Raw genomic sequence first — 19,112 nt, forward strand, 5'->3', positions numbered from 1 at the left:
GCTTCGCTTAGAATTGATAACTTAAGTTGAACCCAGTCGTGACGTGCGAGGTACGAAAACCCTCAGGTTTGTGTAGTGGTATGCCGACAAAATAGTCATAAGTAAGCCCCCATAAAGTGCCACGTAAACCAATCGCCCCACCCATTAAATTTTTACCCAGTAATTCCTTAGTATAGTTGCCACTGACATGACCACCGTCTAATGCGAGATAAAGCTCATGTCCTTTATTGGCGATATTCCAGCCTAATTCATTACGCCATACCCAACCTCGTTCACCAGTCAATGTAAGTTCACCATCAAACCCACGCACGGTATAACGCCCACCGATACTAAACATATCTTGTAAAATCAGTGGACTTTTATTCCATTGAGCTTGCCATGATGTGTTGAACTGGAAAGGCTGTTGTCCAAGCGTAAATGGCTGTTTAACACTCAAAGACGCGGTGATAATGGTTGGTCGAGATGTTCCTTCACCAAATTGTTCTTCTGGTGCAGGTAGAGAATGATAGGCACCCGTGCCCTGTTTATAATTGAAATTGATGTCTAAGGTCGCACTGCCGAAATACTCGCGGTGTGATAACCCCGCTGTCCATCCAGCCATACGGCGACGTTGAATGTCAATTTCTGCGTTATCTACAAAGTTATGGCTTTCTCGATGCCAAATGCCTACGTTGAGGGTAGTTTTTCTCGCATTGCTGCGATACAACACCCGTGAAAGACCAATATTGGTGGTTTCACTGCGTCCTGCATATTCATAATTAGTAAAGGCACCGAAAACGGTTTGATGATAACGATTTTGGGTAGAAGAGAAGTGTAATAACCACGCTTTCCAAGGAATAGCATAATATAAACTGGTGCTACGACTACCATGTCTGCCAGGATCATCACTGCCACGCGAGATACTTTGTGTGAATGAGCCATAGAAAATATCATTCAGTGAAAGGAGATTCTCAATGGATACAGTTGCCCCTGCTTGAAGACGACCAGTAGCTTTGCTACCACTATCATCTAAAGACAAGGCTAAGCGATAAGGAAAGGCTTGTTTAAAATCAATCTGTAAATCACTTTCACCTGGCAATGCTTGGGTATCTTCGGTGGGTACAATCTGAATGTTGGAATCCACATGCGGTGGACGTTTTAAATTTTCTAACCCTTGTTCAATGTCCCGAATATTCAATAAATCGCCTTGCCCTAATGGTAAGGCAAACCAAACTGTGCCTTTATGGGCTTTTAACGTTTCACTATGGTCACGTAACAGAATATGACGCACTTTGCCTGGTATCACGGTTAAGACTAAACGACCTTGGCGTAAATCTTGCGGTTGTGCTAAGACACGTGTAGTGACAAAGCCTTTTTCAATAATTGCATTTTGCACACGTTTAATGATTTCGCTAATACCTTGCCCACCTAAACAGTGCGGTAACGTGAAATCTTTAGGTGCATATACTGCCCGTAATGCCCAAGCAAAATCGGTGCGTAAATCCTTAGTAGTGAGAGTATCAATAGAGGTTTTATCTGGTGAAAATTCGGTTAAATAAATATGAGAAATAGGGAAACAAGGTGATTCTACTGGAAAGGCTTGTGGTGTTTCGCCTGTTGTCGTAACGTGAACCTCACGATGTTGCATAAAGGTTTGTTGACGAGCTTTTTGTTGTTCTTGCTGACGTTGTTGCTGTTGTACATCTCGTTGTTGATCTTGAATAGAAATAGCCCAAGCTGGAGTAGAGCTGATCATTGCACAAATGATTCCAAGGCGTATTGGTGGCAACATAAAACCCCACTTAGTTGATGAAATAGGAAGTGGGGTGATTGTAGAAAATGCGAGTTAGGAACGAAGCGTTGTTGAATTAAAATGTGAACTACATAGAAGAATTAAAAATATTATTTATGTTCTAGTTTGTTGACAAAGTCATCTTAATTTAATTTTTAGTTTATTTTTCACCTAAATTGATATTTAAGTTTCGCCCTAAAGGGCGACTTCCTTTTCTTTGTGCGTGCAAAGAAAAGGAAGCAAAAGACAAAAAGCCTTGCTTTTTGAGCGTTGCTTGCAGCGACCCGAAGGGTGAGCAAGTGAGCTGAGCGAACTTGCGAATAATGCACGCCCTAGCTCCTTGCTATTCCTCATTCCGTCAAGATTTTCCGAGCGGCAAAAAACTGATATTTTTCTGCGAAAAATTAGACATTTTTTGCCTGAAAATCTTTCCTACATTCGGGCAAGTCACAAGGGAACCTATTGAGCGTTTTTATAAAGATCTTTCTTAAAACTAGGTTTAAATACAGTCTGTGATAAATAATAATATTTATCTGTATATTCAAAAACAACTTAGCAATGTTTTAACCATTCTCGGCTTGCGAGTAACTGCCCAATATTCGGCATCACATTTTCCCAAAGTAAAAAAGCATGAGCAGCTTGAGCAACTAACATCCCTAACCCATCGCTACATGCTGGAATGGCTAATTGACGGCAATGTTGAAGGAAAGGTGTTTCTCCGTTTGGAGTGTATTGCATATCGTAAGCACGTTGGCATTGTTGTAAAACAACATCAGAAACGGGGGCAACTTGTCCGTGTAAGCCGCTGGAAGTCGCATTAATCACTACATCAAATGATTGTTGTGGAATCTCGTCTAATGTGGTGGCTTGAATCTCACCATATGCGGAAAACTTTGTTGCTAAGGCTTGAGCTTTTTCTAAAGTGCGGTTCGCAAGGGTTATTTTTTGTTTTGCTTGCAATAATGGATATAACACTCCCTTTGTCGCTCCGCCTGCACCAAGCAATAAAATGTGCTGATTTGGTGCTAACCAACCGAGTCGTTGTAAATCTGTTACTAAACCTGCTCCATCGGTATTGTCTGCATAAAGAGAACCATCTTCTAGACGTTTTAAAGTATTGCACGCTTGTGCTAATTGACAGCGTTCACTATGTTGATCAGCAAGTTGAAATGCACGTTCTTTAAATGGTGCAGTAATATTACAGCCATTGGCACCTTGTTGAAAAAATTGTGTTAATTGTTGCTCAAAGTCGTTTAAATCACCTAATTTAGCCACATAAGTCAGTTGTTTGCTTGTTTGTTGAGCAAAAAGTTGATGAATTAAGGGGGATTTACTTTGTGCAATAGGATTTCCCCAAACAGCATAATGATGTTGTTGCATAACTCTATTTATCCTTGTCTAACAATTTGATTAGTAAAGAGATCTCTTATTTCAGAGGGATTTTTTGCCTTACCTACTTCAGCTTGTAATACAGGAAAATTTTTACCAAATTGGGTAAGAACTTCCTGATAATGGCGGCAAGGAGGTTGACCAGTTAAATTTGCACTCGTTGAGGTGATTGGCATATTTGCTTGTTGGCAAAGTGCAACCACTGCAGGATGTTGGCACAAGCGAACAGCGATACTATTAAATTTTCCAGTTAATAATGGTGAAACCGTTGTCTGTACTGGCACAATCCAAGTAGTCGGTCTTGCATAGACTTGTTGGATACGTTGTAAGTGTTCAGGAGATAATTGGTCAAACGCAATAATCTGCTGAAAAAAATCTAAAGTAGGTGCAATTAAAATTAAGCCTTTTTCTACTGGGCGTTGTTTTAGATCTAATAATTTTTGTATCGCTTGATCATTAAAAGGATTACACCCTAAACCAAAAACGGCTTCGGTGGGATAGGCAATGACATCACCTTGTAATAGAGAGGTGACAATATTTTCTAAGTTATTCATTTGATTCATAAAAAATATGTTTACAACTTTTATTTAAACATTGATAACTAATTTGTTGATCGGTCACTTTTTTTTGATAAACCAATGGGAAATGGCATTGTGGACACGCTTTTTCAACTGGTTGTTGGGCAACATTAAAGCGACAATGTGGATAATGATCGCAAGCAAAAAAAACTTTACCTTTTGCACCACGTTTAGCCGTTAATTTTCCTTGCCGACAAGCAGGACAAGTTACGGGGTGGTAATCATGCTTCTCTGGTTCGTTATTCACAATAAAATGGCATTGCGGATAGTTACTACAACCAATGAACATCCCAAATTGTCCACGCCGTAAAACCAAAGAGTGGTTACATTCAGGACAATGTTCAGGTAGGACTTTAAGAATTTCGCCAAGCGTTTGTGAATGTAGTGGCTTGAGATAATCACATACAGGATATTGACTACAACCTAGAAACAGCCCTTTTTTCCCTCGTTTTAACTGTAAAAAATGCCCACATTGCGGGCATTTTTCAACGGATTTTTGTGCTGTAAAAAGAGTATCACGCATAAATTAGTCTTCATCATCAAAAAATTCGCCGTCTTCACCATATTCATCTTCATCATCGTCAGGATCTTCAAAATAGGTTCCCCAACCATCATAAGTCCCTTGATGTTTTTTAATTAAAGGGAGTAATTCCGTTTGTTGGGCATCAATTAATTCGGCTTTTAATTCAATTTCACTAATAATATCAAAACAATAGACTTCAACACCATCTTCCGTTTCTAACTCTTCTGCTTCAGATACTTCATAGCCAAGTTTAAAGGCATCAAGAGCAATTTTTTCCAGCTTATCGAAATCATGATGAGAAATATGGTGTTCAATAATATATAACGCATCAGGATCACTGCCATCATTTAAAAGCTGATCAATAATTTCTCTGGTTTCTTGCTGTAGAGCGGTAAGTGCTGACATAGTTAAAGCCTCATCTTGCGTGATAAAAACTGTATTCTAGAGTCTAATCCCTTGATTCACAAGCAAGCAGATCAAAATAACCACGTTTTTTCATTGAAGATAAGCATTTCTTTATGTACCGCTCGTAAGCCCTTAATTGAACGTACAACAAACCAAATAAAGGTGAAGAGTAATACAAAATAACCGATAAAAATCAAAGAAAGAACAACCCCAATCGCACTATATAACAAACCAATCCAGAAAGTTCTAATTTGATAAGTAAAATGGCTTTCAAGGTATGAACTACGAGCATCATCACGGAAAATATAGGCAATGATAATGCCGATAATACTTAATGAGCCACCAAAAAATACAGAAACAATATAAAGCCAATAAGTAATCATTGCCCATTTTTTCGTGTTTTCAAGTTGAGAAGTTGCAGGTTCCATATCATTTTCCTTTTCAATTTGCCGATGAAAATTTTCTCTACTATAGAACGAAAAAAGGCAAAGATCACATAAAAAATCTGGATTGATCAAGAATTAAAAACGAGCTTTCAACAGAACTTCAACGACTATAACAAACGCATAACACGGAAATTGAGCTAGATCAGATAATGGTTAAATACCCCAAAAAGATAAACTTCAAATAGATATAATTTTATTAGTTAAAATAATTTTTAATTTTTGGAGAAATCATTATGAATAAGACAACTGAAGTTGCTGTCAGTCCAGCTCAAGCAGAAGTGGATCAACTTGTTGCCAACGGTTTAGTGGCGTTAGAAGAGTTTCGTCAACTTAACCAACAACAAGTGGATTATATTGTAGCTAAGGCTTCTGTTGCTGCACTTGATCAACATGGTGTGTTGGCAATGCACGCTTATGAAGAAACAGGTCGTGGCGTATTTGAAGATAAAGCGACCAAAAACTTATTTGCGTGTGAATATGTCGTCAATAATATGCGTCATTTAAAAACAGTGGGCGTAATTAAAGAAGATGATGTAACTGGCATTACTGAAATTGCCGATCCAGTAGGAGTAGTTTGCGGTATTACCCCAACAACCAACCCAACATCAACCACCATTTTTAAATCATTGATTGCCTTAAAAACACGTAACCCAATCGTATTTGCCTTCCACCCTTCCGCACAACAAAGTTCTGCACATGCTGCTCGTGTGGTTTATGAAGCCGCAGTACAAGCAGGTGCACCAAAAAATTGTATCCAATGGATTGAACACCCATCTATGGAAGGTACACAAGCATTAATGAAACATCCAGGTATTGCAACGATTCTTGCGACTGGCGGAAATGCGATGGTTGAAGCTGCTTATTCTTGTGGTAAACCAGCGTTAGGTGTTGGGGCAGGTAATGTACCAGCATATGTGGAAAAAAGTGCAAATTTAAAACAAGCTGTACACGATATCGTGATGTCCAAATCATTCGATAACGGTATGATTTGTGCCAGTGAACAAGCGGCTATCGTAGATAAAGAAATCTATGAAGATTTCATCAAAGAGATGCAGTCTTATGGCGTGTATTTAGTCAATAAGAAAGAGAAAGCGTTACTTGAAGAATATATCTTTGGTGCAAAAGCAAATAGCACCAACTGTGCTTCGGCAAAATTAAATGCTGCAGTGGTGGGTAAACCAGCAGCATGGATTGCTGAACAAGCTGGTTTTAGTGTACCTGCTAATACCAATATTCTTCTTGCAGAATGTAAAGAAGTTGGCGTAAAAGAGCCTCTTACTCGTGAAAAATTATCACCAGTATTGGCATTATTAAAAGCAGAAAGTGTTGAAGATGGCTTAAATAAAGCAGAACAAATGGTGGAATTCCACGGTTTAGGACACTCTGCGGCAATTCATACTTCTGATGCGGAATTAGCAAAAACCTTTGGTGAGCGAGTCAAAGCAATTCGTGTGATTTGGAATTCACCTTCAACATTTGGTGGTATTGGTGATGTGTATAACTCTTTCCTACCATCCTTAACTTTAGGTTGTGGTTCTTACGGTAAAAACTCCGTTGGTAACAATGTTAGTGCGGTGAATTTATTAAATATCAAACGAGTTGGCAGACGGAGAAATAATATGCAATGGTTCAAAGTGCCTTCAAAAATCTATTTTGAACGTGATTCAATTCAATATCTACAATCAATGAAAGGCGTTGAACGTGTTGTGATTGTAACAGACCGTGTGATGGTGGATTTAGGGTTTGTTGAGAAAATTGCAAAACAACTCACTATGCGTGGCGATCATGTTACTTACCAATTATTTGCTGACGTTGAACCAGATCCAAGTATTGCGACAGTTCGCCGTGGGGTTGAATTATTGCGTAACTTCCAACCAGATACCATTATCGCCTTAGGTGGTGGTTCTGCGATGGATGCTGCGAAAGTAATGTGGTTATTCTATGAACAACCAGAAGTAGATTTCCGCGATCTTGTACAAAAATTTATGGATATTCGTAAACGTGCATTTAAATTCCCACAATTAGGCCGTAAAGCGAAATTTATTGGTATCCCAACAACCTCTGGTACAGGTTCAGAAGTGACCCCATTTGCGGTAATTAGTGAAGGAGATAAAAAATATCCTATCGCTGACTACTCATTAACCCCAACGATTGCGATTGTTGACCCAGCATTAACGATGACTGTACCAGCACATGTGGCAGCAGATTCTGGCTATGATGTGTTAGTTCATGCAACTGAAGCCTATGTGTCAACTTTAGCTAATGACTTTACCGATGGTTTAGCATTACAAGCGATTAAATTGGTATTTGAATTCTTAGAACGTTCTGTGAAGAACGGAGCAAGTGATCCAGAAGCAAGAGAGAGAATGCACAATGCATCAACGATTGCAGGGATGGCATTTGCAAATGCGTTCTTGGGTATGACGCACTCATTAGCACATAAAGTTGGTGGTCGTTTCCATACACCACACGGTAGAACCAATGCAATTTTAATGCCATATGTGATTCGTTATAACGGTACTCGCCCAACCAAAACAGCGACTTGGCCGAAATACAATTACTATAAAGCAGATATTAAATATCAAGAAATTGCTAGAATGCTTGGTTTGCCATGCTCAACCCCAGAAGAAGCGGTACAAGCCTATGCACAAGCGTGTAAAGAATTGGGACAACGCATTGGTATTAAGATGTCTTTCAAAGAACAAGGTATTAATGAACAAGAGTTTATGGAAGCTCGCCGTGATTTAGCATTGCTTGCCTTTGAAGATCAATGTTCACCAGCGAACCCACGTTTACCAATGGTTGAAGATATGATGGAAATCTTAACCAAAGCGTATTACGGTGAATAAAAACTATAAATATAATAAGATAATCCTCCCCATTGATCCCCGCATACAGCGGGGATTTTTTCGTTTGTATAATCTAACATTGCGAGGTATTAATGTTTATTAATAAAATGACAACTATTCCTCCGCAAAGAACAAGAGATGCTATGAAAAAATATTCTGTATTAACTCGTGTAGCTAAGTACTTAATTGGCATTATTTTATTAGCTAGTTGTTGTATTGCTTTAGTATTTTCAATTTTAGTAAGTAGTCAAAATGATGCTGAAGCAATTAATTTGGCTGGTTCATTACGCATGCAATCATATCGCTTAATTTATCAAATGGAGCATAATCCTAATTCACTAGCCCATAATATTGATCAATATAACCAAACTTTGGATTCAGATATTCTTGAACAAATTCAAACTAGCTTTTTTGTCCCAGATAGTGTTAAAGCGGCTTATCAGGAGGTTTTAAATAATTGGCAGGTAATGGAGGAGTATGTTAGGGAAAATCGAGTCGAAAAATACCAACAACAAGTAGATAAATATGTGCAAAAAGTTGATCAATTTGTAGTGGTGTTACAACATTTTTCAGAACGGAAAATTATCTTAGCAATACTCACGAGTATTTTCTCAATTATTACAATTTTAGGTATTGGATTTTACTTGATTAGTTTTATGAAACGAGAAGTGATGGATCCAGTAGAAAAGTTAGTGCAAGCTAGTACACAAGTCCAATCTGGTCATTTTAAACATATTCAACTTGATACGAATAAACCAAATGAGCTAGGGACTTTATCAGAAACTTTTACCACGATGTCAAATGAGTTACAGAAATTGTATTGGTTTCTTGAAGATAAAGTTCGAGAAAAAACACAAAAATTGAGTCAATTAAATCGAACTTTATCGATGCTCTTTCATACATCACAAAAAATTACCCATACCGACTTGGATTACCATAAATTAACGGAAGTATTAGCAGATATTCGTGTCAGTGAACATCTACGTTATATTGAATTAGTTGTGTATGGTGCAGAACATCTGGATCTTTCTGTGGGTAAAATCGAAGAAAATTACCCTTGGCAACAACAAAAAATTTCAGTACATGGGCAAGAATTATCTTGTTTACGCTGGCAGGCAGGGTTGCCTTGTCCTGATTTACGTTTAATGCAGAGTTTGGCACAAATGCTTGGTCGTGCGATTTATTTTATTCAAACGCAACGTCAACAACAGCAGTTAGTCTTAATGGAAGAACGGTCTATTATTGCAAGGGAGTTGCACGACTCATTAGCCCAAGTATTAGCATTTTTACAAATTCAACTCACATTATTAAAACATACCTTAAAAAATAGTGATCCTGCTGCACGGGAGAAAAGTTTTAAAATTATTGCGGATTTTGAACAAGCTTTAAATGATGGTTATGTTCAGTTGCGTGAGTTGCTTTCCACATTCCGCTTAACCATTCAAGAGGCTAATTTGAAAGTGGCGTTAGAACAGGTCATTGAATCATTACAGAATCAGACCGAAGCACAAATTACTTTAGAATGTTCGTTACCATCGCAAATTTTTACTGCACAACAGTTAGTTCATGCTTTGCAAGTGATTCGAGAGGCTTTATTGAATGCGATTAAACACTCACAAGCCACATTAATTGAAGTAATTGCCCATACTAACCAAGATGGTGAAAATGAAATTATTATTGCCGATAATGGTATTGGTATTCCGTCATTAGAAGAACCAGAAGGGCATTATGGTTTAAATATTATGCAGGAACGAACCGCACAGTTAAACGCAAAATTACAGATTCAATTACGCCCAAAAGGTGGCACGGAAGTGAAAATTTTATTATCTGATCCGTTTATGGGTAAGGAAAGAGTGTAAAGTTGTCGGATACAAAGTATCCGACATTTTTTATCTTTATAATTTCACTTCCCAAAAATCTACTGCAGCATTGGTAACAGGTTTAACAATACCTGTACGAATCGCAAAATCCCCAATTCCTTCATTGTGTTGGCGATTTTTAGCCCAATCCCCAATCCAACCATCAAGAATTTGTAGAATTTCTGCTTCTTCGATATTTTCTTTGAATAAACGAGGAATACGACTACCTTCACGATTACCGCCGATATAAAGGTTATAGCGACCAATGGCACGACCCACTAACCCAATTTCAGCTAGCATTGCACGTCCGCAACCATTAGGACAACCGGTAACACGCAACACAATTCCCTCTTGAGAAATACCATGTTTTGCCATTAACAAATCCACTTTATCAATAAATTGTGGTAGAAAACGTTCTGCTTCGGCCATTGCTAATGGACAGGTTGGTAAGGCAACACATGACATACTTTGTTGACGTAAAGGTGTCACGCTATCATCAATCAACTTATATTCACGAGCCAGTTTCTCAATTTTGGCTTTATCTTTTGCTGCAACACCAGCAACAATCAAGTTTTGGTTCGCAGTTAAACGAAAATCCCCTTTATGAATTTTGGCAATTTCACGCAAACCACTTTTTAATGGACGATCTGGGTAATCAAGTAAACGTCCATTTTCAATAAAGAGTGTGAGATGCCATTTTTTGTCTTCTCCTTTTACCCAACCAATACGATCGCCTCGTTCGGTAAAGTGATAAGGACGAATTGGTTTTAACTGGATTCCAGTACGTTTTTCGACTTCTGCTTTAAATAGATCTAACCCAACACGTTCTAAGGTATAACGTAATTTTGCATTTTTACGGTCACTGCGATTACCCCAATCACGTTGGGTAGTAACAACAGCTTCAGCACACAGTAAAACCTCATCTAAAGTGACAAAGCCTAATTCTTTTGCAACATTTGGATAGGTGTTGTGGTTGGTAAAATCCATTGATAAACCACCACCAATTAAGACATTAAATCCAATTAGTTCGCCTTGTTCTGCAATCGCAATAAAGTTGAGATCATTCGCATGTAAATCAACATCATTTAATGGTGGTACTACAACAGTTGTTTTAAATTTACGGGGTAAATAGGCTTTTCCTAGAATAGGTTCAACTGGATCATTGGATTCTTTTAATAACGGTTTAGTGGTTTCACTTTCAAACACTTTTTCACCGTCTAGCCAGACATCGGCATACGCTGTTGTGCGTGGTAATAAATGTTCAGAAATTTTCTTTGCCCATTCATAGGCTTGTTGATGTAATTCGCTTTCTACTGGGTTAGGAGTACAGAGTACATTCCGATTAACATCGCCAGCTGTGGCAATCGAATCTAAACCGAGTTGATGTAGCCATTGATGCATTGGTTTAATATCACGTTTTAATACGCCGTGAAATTGAAATGTTTGGCGGTTAGTTAGACGAATGCTGCCATAGTAAGTATGTTCGCTGGCAAATTGATCAATGCCAAGCCACTGTTTTGGAGTAATAATTCCGCCAGGCAAACGGCAACGTAACATCACATTTTTATTCGGTTCGAGTTTTTGTGCCTGACGTTCTGCACGAATATCACGATCATCTTGTTCATACATGCCATGGAAACGGATTAATTGGAAGTTGTCTTTATTGAATCCGCCAGTTAACTGCTCATTTAGATCTTCGGCAATCGTCCCGTGCAAATAGTTACTTTCGCTTTTTAAACGTTCATTATCGGCTAAGGGAAATTTTTTCCATTCGGTTGCTTTATCACTCATTTGTTCACTCCTGTTTTAATAGACATCACGCTGATAACGTTTTTGTTCTCTTAATTCAGCTAGATAATCTTCTGCTTGTTCTATATCTAATTGACCTTGTTGGCTAATGACATCAAGTAAGGCTTTTTCCACATCTTTTGCCATTTTATTGGCATCCCCACACACATAGATGTAAGCCCCAGCTTGTAACCATTGCCAAATTTCACTTGCTTGTTCACGAATGCGGTCTTGTACATAAATTTTTTGTTGTTGATCCCGTGACCAAGCAAAATGATAACGATGTAATAAGCCTTCTTTAGCAAAGGTTTGCCATTCTTGTTGATAAAGGAAATCTTCAGTAAAGGTTTGATTACCAAAGAATAACCAGTTTTTACCACTCGCTTCTTCTAAGGCACGTTGTTGCATAAATGCACGGAATGGTGCAATACCTGTTCCAGCACCAATCATAATAATGTCGGCTTGACTATTTGTTGGTAAGCGGAAATGAGGGTTACTTTCCACAAAGACTTTCACTTCTCCATCTTCTGGTAAACGTTCGCCTAAGAAGCCAGAAGCACCACCAGTATAGGTTTGGTCGTTATATTGATAACGAACGACACCAACGGTTAAATGAACCTCTTCGCCGACCTCATCTTGTGCTGAGGCAATGGAATATAGACGTGGCGTTAATGGACGCAGTAATTCTACGAGTTGTTCGGCCGTTAATTGGGTTGGATAAGTTTGCAATACGCCAACTAATGGGGTTTGTTGTACATATTGTTGTAACTGTTGCCGATCTTGAACTAATGCTTGTAATTCAGGTTGTGGGTTAATTGCCGCATAGTTTTGCACAAATTTTGCTGTATTTTGCGTGAGTTCAAATTGTTCTGTTAAGGCGGTGCGTAAACTGATTTGTTGCTGATGCAGGGTAATCGGTTCTTCGCCAGTTAAACCGACAGTTTGCAATATTTCATCAACTAATTGGTTATCATTGGTGAACCATACTCCTAAGGCATCACCAACTTGATAGCGTAAACCTGAACCCGATAAATCAATTTCGATATGTTCTACATCTTTGTTTGAGTGACGACCTGTAATTTTTTGGCGGACACTTAATGTTGCTGGAAAAGGATTTTCTCGGTGATATTGATTAGTGGCTGTTGGTACAGCTTGGGCAACGGTTGTTGCTGTTACTGTATGTGAACCACTATTATGTTGTGCTAAATATTGTGCGAGTTGTTCAATCCACTGTGTTGCAGTTGTCTGAAAATCTAAATCACATTCACCTAATGGTTGTAAACGTGTTGCACCTAATTCGGCGAAGCGTTGATCAAAATCTTTTCCTGCTTGGCAGAAATTAGGATAAGAACTATCCCCTAAGCCTAATACGGCAAATTCGACTCCAGTAAGGGAAGGGGCTTTTTTGCCAAATAAAAAGCGATGTAAATTTAAGGCTTCTTCAGGTGGCTCACCATCGCCTTGTGTAGAAGTCACTAATAGTAGAATCTGCTCTTGAGCCAGTTGTTTGGTTTTATATTCACTGGCACTAATGAGCTTCACTTGTTGTGTTGTACTAAGTTTTGCTTGTAACTGTTCTGCAATTTTACGTGCATTACCGGTTTGGGAAGCAGAAATAATGGTAATTGATCGAGCAGTGGATACTGAGCTGTCATTCACATTCTCTACTTGTGGAATCTGTTCTACGGCGGTTTGCTCCGCCGTTTTCCCCCAACAATAACCTGAAAGCCAGGCAAGTTGTAATGGTGTTAATTCTGTTAATTTCTCTGCAAGTTCGGCGGAGATGGGTAATTTTACTTGATTTTGCATACTACTTTCTCATTATGCTGCCGATAAAATCATACCTGCTGCTACAGTATGATAAGTGGCTTCATCAATCAGAATAAATGCACCTGTTCCAATGTTTTGTTGATAAGTGGTAGCACAAATTGGCTTTTGTAAACTGATTTGTACTTGCCCTAAGTCATTTAATTGGAATGTATCGGCAGAGTGTTGTTTACTTAAGGTTTTCACATCAAGTAAATGATCAATATGTTTGATACGAGCAAACACATTTTGGGTGGTATGTTTTAATAGATACTTACGCGCTGTATTTAGAGGACGTTGATCAAACCAGCAAAGTGTTGCTGTGATATGTTGTTGGGATTGAATTGGATTATTTGCTGCGACAAAGGTATCTCCGCGAGAAATATCAATATCATCAGTTAAGCAGAGGGTAACTTGTTCACCTGCATTCGCTTGTTGTACTTTACCTGCTACAGAATAAATCTCACGAATAGTTGAAGTATAACCAGCGGGTTCAATTCTAATTTGATCGCCTACTGTAATGCTGCCTGCTTCGATTCGTCCTTGATAACCACGAAAATCATCTTGTTTATCACTATCTAAACGGAGAACTAATTGCACAGGAAAATGGAATTGCTCTTTTGCTAAAGAGATATTTTTCTGATTTGGTAAGGACTCTAATAGGCTTAGCAATGGTTCACCTTGATACCATGGCATTTTGTCGCTGTGGTAAACAATATTATCGCCATTCAATGCAGAAATGGGTACAAATTGTACTGAAGCCAAACCAAGTTGTGTGGCTAGGTGACGATAAGATTCACAAATTGCCGCAAATTTTGTCTGATCAAAATCGAGTAAATCCATTTTATTCACAGCTACGATAATTTGTGGGCAAGCTAATTGCTGCAAGATAGCCGAATGGCGTTTAGTTTGTGGTAAAAGCTGAACAGGTTGCTGACTAAAGTCTAATTGACTTGCATCAACTAACACCACAGCAGCATCGGCAGTAGAGGCACCCGTTACCATATTGCGTGTATATTGTTCGTGCCCTGGTGTATCGGCAATAATGAATTTACGTTTTGCCGTAGCGAAATAACGATAAGCCACATCAATGGTAATGCCTTGTTCTCGTTCTGCTGCCAAACCATCAGTTAAAATCGAAAAATCAATGCCAGTTGCACTATTTTTGGCACGATCTAGATGTTGTAGTTGATCGCTTAATAACGCTTTGCTGTCATATAATAAACGACCGATTAAGGTGCTTTTCCCATCATCAACACTACCAGCAGTAATAAAGCGTAACGGGGCATTTTGATTAATATTCATCTCACATTCCTTTTTTATTGTTATTAATTAGAAGTAACCTTGTTTTTTACGTTGTTCCATTGCCGCTTCGCTGACTTGATCATCTAAACGAGTCGCACTACGTTCAGAAATATCAACAACGGCCGTTTCTGCAATGATGGCTTGTGGGGTGGCAGCAGTACTTGCAACTGGGCAGGTACAGCTAATATCACCTACCGTACGGAAACGTACTGATAACACTTCGCTCTCTTCATTAGCTGCTTTTGGTGTTAAATACGTTACTGGGACGAGTAAGCCTTTACGGCGAACAACTTCACGAGGATGGGCATAATAGATACTTGGTAATTCAAGATTTTCTCGAGCGATATATTGCCAAATATCCAATTCAGTCCAGTTAGAAATTGGGAAGACACGCATATTTTCGCCTTGGTGCATTTTGGCGTTGTATAGTGACCAAAGTTCAGGGCGTTGTGCTTTAGGATCCCACTGACCAAATTCATCACGGAATGAGAAAATCCGTTCTTTGGCACGGGCTTTTTCTTCATCACGTCTTGCACCACCCATCAAGGCATCAAAACCATGTTTTTCAATCGTTTCTAATAAGGTAACAGCTTGGGCTGCATTGCGTGAATCTGTTTCTTTGCGTAATACGACAGTACCATTGGCGATAGATTCTTCCACAGAACCAACGACTAGCCGAGCATTCAATTTTTCTACTTGTTGGTCACGGAAATCGATCACCTCTGGGTAATTATGCCCAGTATCAATATGAACAAGAGGAAAGGGTAATGGTGAATTACGTCCTTCTAATTGGAAGGCTTTACGAGCTAGAGCCAATAATACAACAGAATCTTTTCCACCAGAGAAAAGTAAAGCTGGATTACGGCATTCTGCGACCACTTCACGAATAATATAAATAGATTCTGCTTCTAACCAATCTAAATGGTTATTCTCTAATAAATGTTGTTGCATATTCACTCCTATGATTGATGTAAACCGCATTCTTTGCTTGCTTGATTTTCCCACCACCAACGACCAGCACGGATCGTTTCACCTTGTTTCACTGGGCGAGTGCAAGGTTCACAACCAATACTTGGGTATCCTTGTTGATAAAGTGCATTAAACGGTAAGTTAAACTGTAAAACGTAAGTCCAAACATCTTGTTCAGACCAATCGAAAATTGGATTGTATTTGGCGATTTGACGAGCGTGATCCCACTCAGAAAATTCGAGTGATTGACGAGTAATAGATTGTGACTGGCGTTGTCCAGTTAACCAAGCATCAGCATCTTGTAGAGCCTGATTTAATGGCTCAACTTTACGGATATAGCAACACTGTTTGCGTGCGGTCACACTATCGTAAAAACCATTTTCACCATATTGTTGAATATAGTTGGCAACTTGCTGTTGCGTAGGTTGATAACGTATCACTGGTAAATTTGGATAGACTTGTGTTAATGAAGTCAAAAATGCCAATGTTTCCTGATTTAAACGACCAGTATCGAGAGTAAAAATAGTAACATTCGCATTAAGTTTGCTCAGTACATCCATAATCACCATATCTTCTACGGCTAAACTATGGGCAAATTTGACCTGTTGATGTTGGGTCGTAATTTGTTGTAAACGTTGTTGTAATACGTCAATTTTATCTGCCAATGCAGGTTGATGTGCTTGAGTAAGTTGTGGAATTTGCCAAAGTGCAGGGCGTTGTAAACTCATTTCCTTGTTCCTTATGATGACGTTAAGCAACTTGTTGTTGAAATGTGTTTGGTGCCGAATAAATAGCGGGTTGTCCAAACCATTGTAATTGTTGTTGTAAAGTAACCACTTCTCCGATCACCAATAAAGCTGGTTTCTCTGTTTGTTCAGCAAGGTCGATTAGATTAGTTAAAGTGCCAATTTGAACTTGCTGTTGAACTAAGGTACCTTGGCTAATGACGGCAACGGGTGTGGTCGGATGACGGCCATGTGCTAAGAGTTGTGTTTGAATTTCACTGGCTTTAATCGTGCCCATATAGACAACTAAAGTTGTATTGGCTTGTGCCAAACTTTTCCAAGCTAGTGCATTACCATTCGCTTGGCGATGACCAGTAATAAAGATGACGCTTTGTGCATAGTCACGGTGTGTCAAAGGAATACCAGCATAAGCGGTAGCACCAACAGCTGCAGTGACACCAGGCACAACACTAAAAGGAATATTTTCTTGTTGTAGAGCTTGTAATTCTTCGCCACCACGTCCGAATACAAAAGGATCACCGCCTTTCAGACGAACAACACGTTTTCCTTGTTTTGCATAATTGATTAATAAATTATTGATTTGTGTTTGGCTAATACTTGGTTTGCCAGCACGTTTACCAACAAGAATACGATCCGCATCACGGCGAATAAGCGATAGGATTTGTTCTGAAATCAATGCATCGTATAACACAATATCGGCTTGTTGAATTGCTTGCAAACCTTTTAAGGTTAGTAGTCCAGCATCACCAGGGCCAGCTCCCACTAAAGTGACCTCACCTAATGGTGTTGGGCGTTGTTGAAGTTGCTCAGCAATAAATTGTTCTGCTTGTTCTATCTGTTGATTCTGAGTTAAGCGTTGAAATTGGCTGTGATTAAACAATGTTTCCCAAAAATAACGGCGTTGTTTTAGTTGACTAAGGGTAGCTTTCACTTTACCACGCCAACGACCAGCAATTTCTGCCATAGTGGAGAGATGCTGTGGCAATAACGCTTCCAATTTCTCGCGCAATAAACGAGTTAAAACAGGAGCAGTACCAGCACTAGAAATAGCAATTTGTACTGGGCTACGGTCAATAATGGATGGAAAAATAAATGAACAATGTGTTTGATCATCTACGGTATTTACCAAGCGATTTTGTTGTTGTGCTAATTGGTAAACCTGTTGATTTAACGCTGTATCATTAGTAGCGACAACAACTAAGCTAGCCGCTTCTAGTTGATCTGCAGAGAATTGTTTGCTCAACCAGTTAATTTGACCTGCTTGCCATAGTGCGTGTAGTGATGAACAGAGTTGTTCTGCTACGACTTGGATTTTTGCGTGTGCTTGCCGTAGTAAATCAATTTTGCGTTTTGCAATATGACCGCCACCTACGACTAATACATTTTTGTCTTTTAAATCAATAAAAATTGGTAGATATTGCATTGTCACTCCCTCTCTCAATGCGTTTTTATTTTTTTATACGGCAAAATTAATATGACGAAAAATAGTAAAAAATTATCTGTTATAACTTTTTATGATATAGCGTGCGGTATAACTTAAGGCGTTGAACGCAAATAGAGTTGATCAAATTGCCCACCATCAGAAAAATAACGTTGATTGATTTGTTGCCATGAACCAAATTGTTGATTGACATCGAATAGGTTAATTGCTGGAAATTTAGTCTGATATTGAGCAAAAATGGCAGAAACATTTGGACGAAAACCACTCTTGGCAGCAATATGTTGTGCAGGTTCTTGCCATAAAGATTGAATAAAACGTTGGGCTAATTGTTGTGTATGGTGACGTTCGCTATTTTGCTTCACTTCTGCTACTAAAACGGGAACATTGGCACTGATACTTGGATAAACCAAAGTAAATTTCTCGTTCCCGATCGTAGATTGTGCCAAGAGAGTGGCTTCATTCTCTGCGGTAATTAACACATCACCAATCGCTCGCTGGCTAAAAGTAATACTAGCGGCTCTTGCACCTGTATCAAATACAGGGATATTTTTTAAGAATTTCTGGATAAATTGGTTGATTTGGTGCTGATCTTTGAGCTGTTTTTCCGCATAACCGAGAGCAGACAAGTAAGCATAACGACCATTTCCAGATGTTTTTGGGTTAGCAAACACCACTTTCACATCTGGACGCGTTAAATCTTGCCAATCATGAATATTTTTAGGATTTCCCTCGCGTACTAAGAACACCATCACGGTATGAAAAGGGGTTGCTTGATCGGGATATTGTTGTTTCCAGTCGGCTGCTACTAAGCCCTTGTTGACTAAACCATCAATGTCATTCTGTTGATTGAGCGTCACAACATCTGCAGGTAAGCCATTTTGTACGGCAATCGCTTGTTTACTTGCACTGGCATAAGATTGAGCAATCGTTGGCTTAACTTGATACTGCTGTTGGTATTCTGCTTGAAAAACAGGTAAATATTGTTTGTAGTAATCACGGATTACATCATAACCTGCCAACATTAACGTGTCGTTGGCGGAGGCAAAAACAGTAATACCACTAAATAAAAAGCTATAAAAAATAGATCTGAACTGCATACTTCATTTCCTTGAATAATCAGAGGCTGAATAGGATGAAGTTATACGAGAAATGCCAACCAACGAAAAATAGTAAAAAATTATAATTTATAGCGATTTACACTAAATCTATTTTGTACACTTTGATAGAACAGGTAGGG

Annotated in this window: 15 protein-coding genes; 2 read left to right on the top strand and 13 right to left on the bottom strand. The window is 38.8% G+C overall.

Annotation, left to right across the window (positions count from 1 at the left end):
* Positions 1-7 precede the first annotated feature (7 nt).
* From ACFFHT_RS01240 to ACFFHT_RS01265, 6 genes are all read right to left on the bottom strand, one after another.
* Positions 8-1,771, bottom strand: coding sequence for a ShlB/FhaC/HecB family hemolysin secretion/activation protein (locus ACFFHT_RS01240; RefSeq protein ID WP_382372708.1), 1,764 nt, complete (start codon positions 1,769-1,771; stop codon positions 8-10).
* 552 nt (positions 1,772-2,323) lie between these two features.
* Entirely contained in the window at positions 2,324-3,151 is an 828-nt protein-coding gene (aroE, locus tag ACFFHT_RS01245; protein ID WP_382372709.1) for a shikimate dehydrogenase, read from the bottom strand.
* Positions 3,152-3,159: 8 nt separating this feature from the next.
* A complete protein-coding gene (gene tsaC, locus ACFFHT_RS01250; protein WP_382372710.1) occupies positions 3,160-3,723 on the bottom strand; it encodes an L-threonylcarbamoyladenylate synthase type 1 TsaC in 564 nt (187 codons plus the stop codon).
* Positions 3,707-4,261, bottom strand: a complete 555-nt coding sequence (locus tag ACFFHT_RS01255) for a DNA topoisomerase family protein (RefSeq protein WP_382372711.1) — start codon at positions 4,259-4,261, stop codon at positions 3,707-3,709. The genes tsaC and ACFFHT_RS01255 overlap by 17 nt, the downstream gene beginning before the upstream one ends.
* 3 nt (positions 4,262-4,264) lie before the next feature.
* The gene (gene rraB / locus ACFFHT_RS01260; protein WP_382372712.1) at positions 4,265-4,666 is read right to left on the bottom strand and encodes a ribonuclease E inhibitor RraB; all 402 of its coding nucleotides are present in this window, start codon (positions 4,664-4,666) and stop codon (positions 4,265-4,267) included.
* Between the two features lie 71 nt (positions 4,667-4,737).
* On the bottom strand, positions 4,738-5,094 hold the full coding sequence (locus ACFFHT_RS01265; protein ID WP_382372713.1) for a DUF4870 family protein: 357 nt from the start codon (positions 5,092-5,094) through the stop codon (positions 4,738-4,740).
* 251 nt (positions 5,095-5,345) lie between these two features.
* Between ACFFHT_RS01265 and adhE the strand changes: the two genes are divergently transcribed.
* Together adhE and narQ are read left to right on the top strand one after the other, a co-directional pair.
* Positions 5,346-7,961, top strand: coding sequence for a bifunctional acetaldehyde-CoA/alcohol dehydrogenase (gene adhE / locus ACFFHT_RS01270; RefSeq protein ID WP_382372714.1), 2,616 nt, complete (start codon positions 5,346-5,348; stop codon positions 7,959-7,961).
* A gap of 92 nt (positions 7,962-8,053) precedes the next feature.
* Complete coding sequence (narQ, locus tag ACFFHT_RS01275; protein ID WP_382372715.1) at positions 8,054-9,820, top strand: nitrate/nitrite two-component system sensor histidine kinase NarQ; 1,767 nt, start codon at positions 8,054-8,056, stop codon at positions 9,818-9,820.
* A 36-nt stretch (positions 9,821-9,856) separates the two neighbouring features.
* Here the strand turns inward: narQ and cysI are convergent, their stop codons facing one another.
* The 7 genes from cysI to ACFFHT_RS01310 all read right to left on the bottom strand — a co-directional run bounded on the left by cysI (position 9,857) and on the right by ACFFHT_RS01310 (position 18,972).
* A complete protein-coding gene (gene cysI / locus ACFFHT_RS01280; RefSeq protein WP_382372716.1) occupies positions 9,857-11,611 on the bottom strand; it encodes an assimilatory sulfite reductase (NADPH) hemoprotein subunit in 1,755 nt (584 codons plus the stop codon).
* A gap of 15 nt (positions 11,612-11,626) precedes the next feature.
* Positions 11,627-13,417, bottom strand: coding sequence for an assimilatory sulfite reductase (NADPH) flavoprotein subunit (locus ACFFHT_RS01285; RefSeq protein ID WP_382372718.1), 1,791 nt, complete (start codon positions 13,415-13,417; stop codon positions 11,627-11,629).
* Positions 13,418-13,429: 12 nt separating this feature from the next.
* Positions 13,430-14,719, bottom strand: a complete 1,290-nt coding sequence (locus tag ACFFHT_RS01290; RefSeq protein WP_382372720.1) for a sulfate adenylyltransferase subunit 1 — start codon at positions 14,717-14,719, stop codon at positions 13,430-13,432.
* Positions 14,720-14,746: 27 nt separating this feature from the next.
* Entirely contained in the window at positions 14,747-15,670 is a 924-nt protein-coding gene (cysD, locus tag ACFFHT_RS01295) for a sulfate adenylyltransferase subunit CysD (protein ID WP_382372722.1), read from the bottom strand.
* 8 nt (positions 15,671-15,678) lie between these two features.
* Positions 15,679-16,416, bottom strand: a complete 738-nt coding sequence (locus ACFFHT_RS01300; protein ID WP_382372724.1) for a phosphoadenylyl-sulfate reductase — start codon at positions 16,414-16,416, stop codon at positions 15,679-15,681.
* Positions 16,417-16,438: 22 nt separating this feature from the next.
* On the bottom strand, positions 16,439-17,857 hold the full coding sequence (gene cysG / locus ACFFHT_RS01305) for a siroheme synthase CysG (RefSeq protein ID WP_382372726.1): 1,419 nt from the start codon (positions 17,855-17,857) through the stop codon (positions 16,439-16,441).
* 113 nt (positions 17,858-17,970) lie between these two features.
* Positions 17,971-18,972, bottom strand: coding sequence for a sulfate ABC transporter substrate-binding protein (locus ACFFHT_RS01310; protein ID WP_382372728.1), 1,002 nt, complete (start codon positions 18,970-18,972; stop codon positions 17,971-17,973).
* Positions 18,973-19,112: the final 140 nt, after the last annotated feature.

It is taken from the genome of Gallibacterium melopsittaci (assembly GCF_042433085.1).
Classification (GTDB): Bacteria; Pseudomonadota; Gammaproteobacteria; order Enterobacterales; family Pasteurellaceae; genus Gallibacterium; species Gallibacterium melopsittaci.

Excerpts from the sequence above, each read along its gene's own strand:
- rraB (WP_382372712.1), bottom strand. The coding sequence starts at position 4,666 with ATGTCAGCACTTACCGCTCTACAGCAAGAAACCAGAGAAATTATTGAT.
- ACFFHT_RS01265 (WP_382372713.1), bottom strand. The coding sequence starts at position 5,094 with ATGGAACCTGCAACTTCTCAACTTGAAAACACGAAAAAATGGGCAATG.
- narQ (WP_382372715.1), top strand. The coding sequence starts at position 8,054 with ATGTTTATTAATAAAATGACAACTATTCCTCCGCAAAGAACAAGAGAT.
- ACFFHT_RS01300 (WP_382372724.1), bottom strand. The coding sequence starts at position 16,416 with ATGAGTTTACAACGCCCTGCACTTTGGCAAATTCCACAACTTACTCAA.
- ACFFHT_RS01310 (WP_382372728.1), bottom strand. The coding sequence starts at position 18,972 with ATGCAGTTCAGATCTATTTTTTATAGCTTTTTATTTAGTGGTATTACT.
- cysD (WP_382372722.1), bottom strand. The coding sequence starts at position 15,670 with ATGCAACAACATTTATTAGAGAATAACCATTTAGATTGGTTAGAAGCA.
- ACFFHT_RS01240 (WP_382372708.1), bottom strand. The coding sequence starts at position 1,771 with ATGTTGCCACCAATACGCCTTGGAATCATTTGTGCAATGATCAGCTCT.
- tsaC (WP_382372710.1), bottom strand. The coding sequence starts at position 3,723 with ATGAATCAAATGAATAACTTAGAAAATATTGTCACCTCTCTATTACAA.
- ACFFHT_RS01290 (WP_382372720.1), bottom strand. The coding sequence starts at position 14,719 with ATGAATATTAATCAAAATGCCCCGTTACGCTTTATTACTGCTGGTAGT.
- cysI (WP_382372716.1), bottom strand. The coding sequence starts at position 11,611 with ATGAGTGATAAAGCAACCGAATGGAAAAAATTTCCCTTAGCCGATAAT.
- cysG (WP_382372726.1), bottom strand. The coding sequence starts at position 17,857 with ATGCAATATCTACCAATTTTTATTGATTTAAAAGACAAAAATGTATTA.
- adhE (WP_382372714.1), top strand. The coding sequence starts at position 5,346 with ATGAATAAGACAACTGAAGTTGCTGTCAGTCCAGCTCAAGCAGAAGTG.
- aroE (WP_382372709.1), bottom strand. The coding sequence starts at position 3,151 with ATGCAACAACATCATTATGCTGTTTGGGGAAATCCTATTGCACAAAGT.
- ACFFHT_RS01255 (WP_382372711.1), bottom strand. The coding sequence starts at position 4,261 with ATGCGTGATACTCTTTTTACAGCACAAAAATCCGTTGAAAAATGCCCG.
- ACFFHT_RS01285 (WP_382372718.1), bottom strand. The coding sequence starts at position 13,417 with ATGCAAAATCAAGTAAAATTACCCATCTCCGCCGAACTTGCAGAGAAA.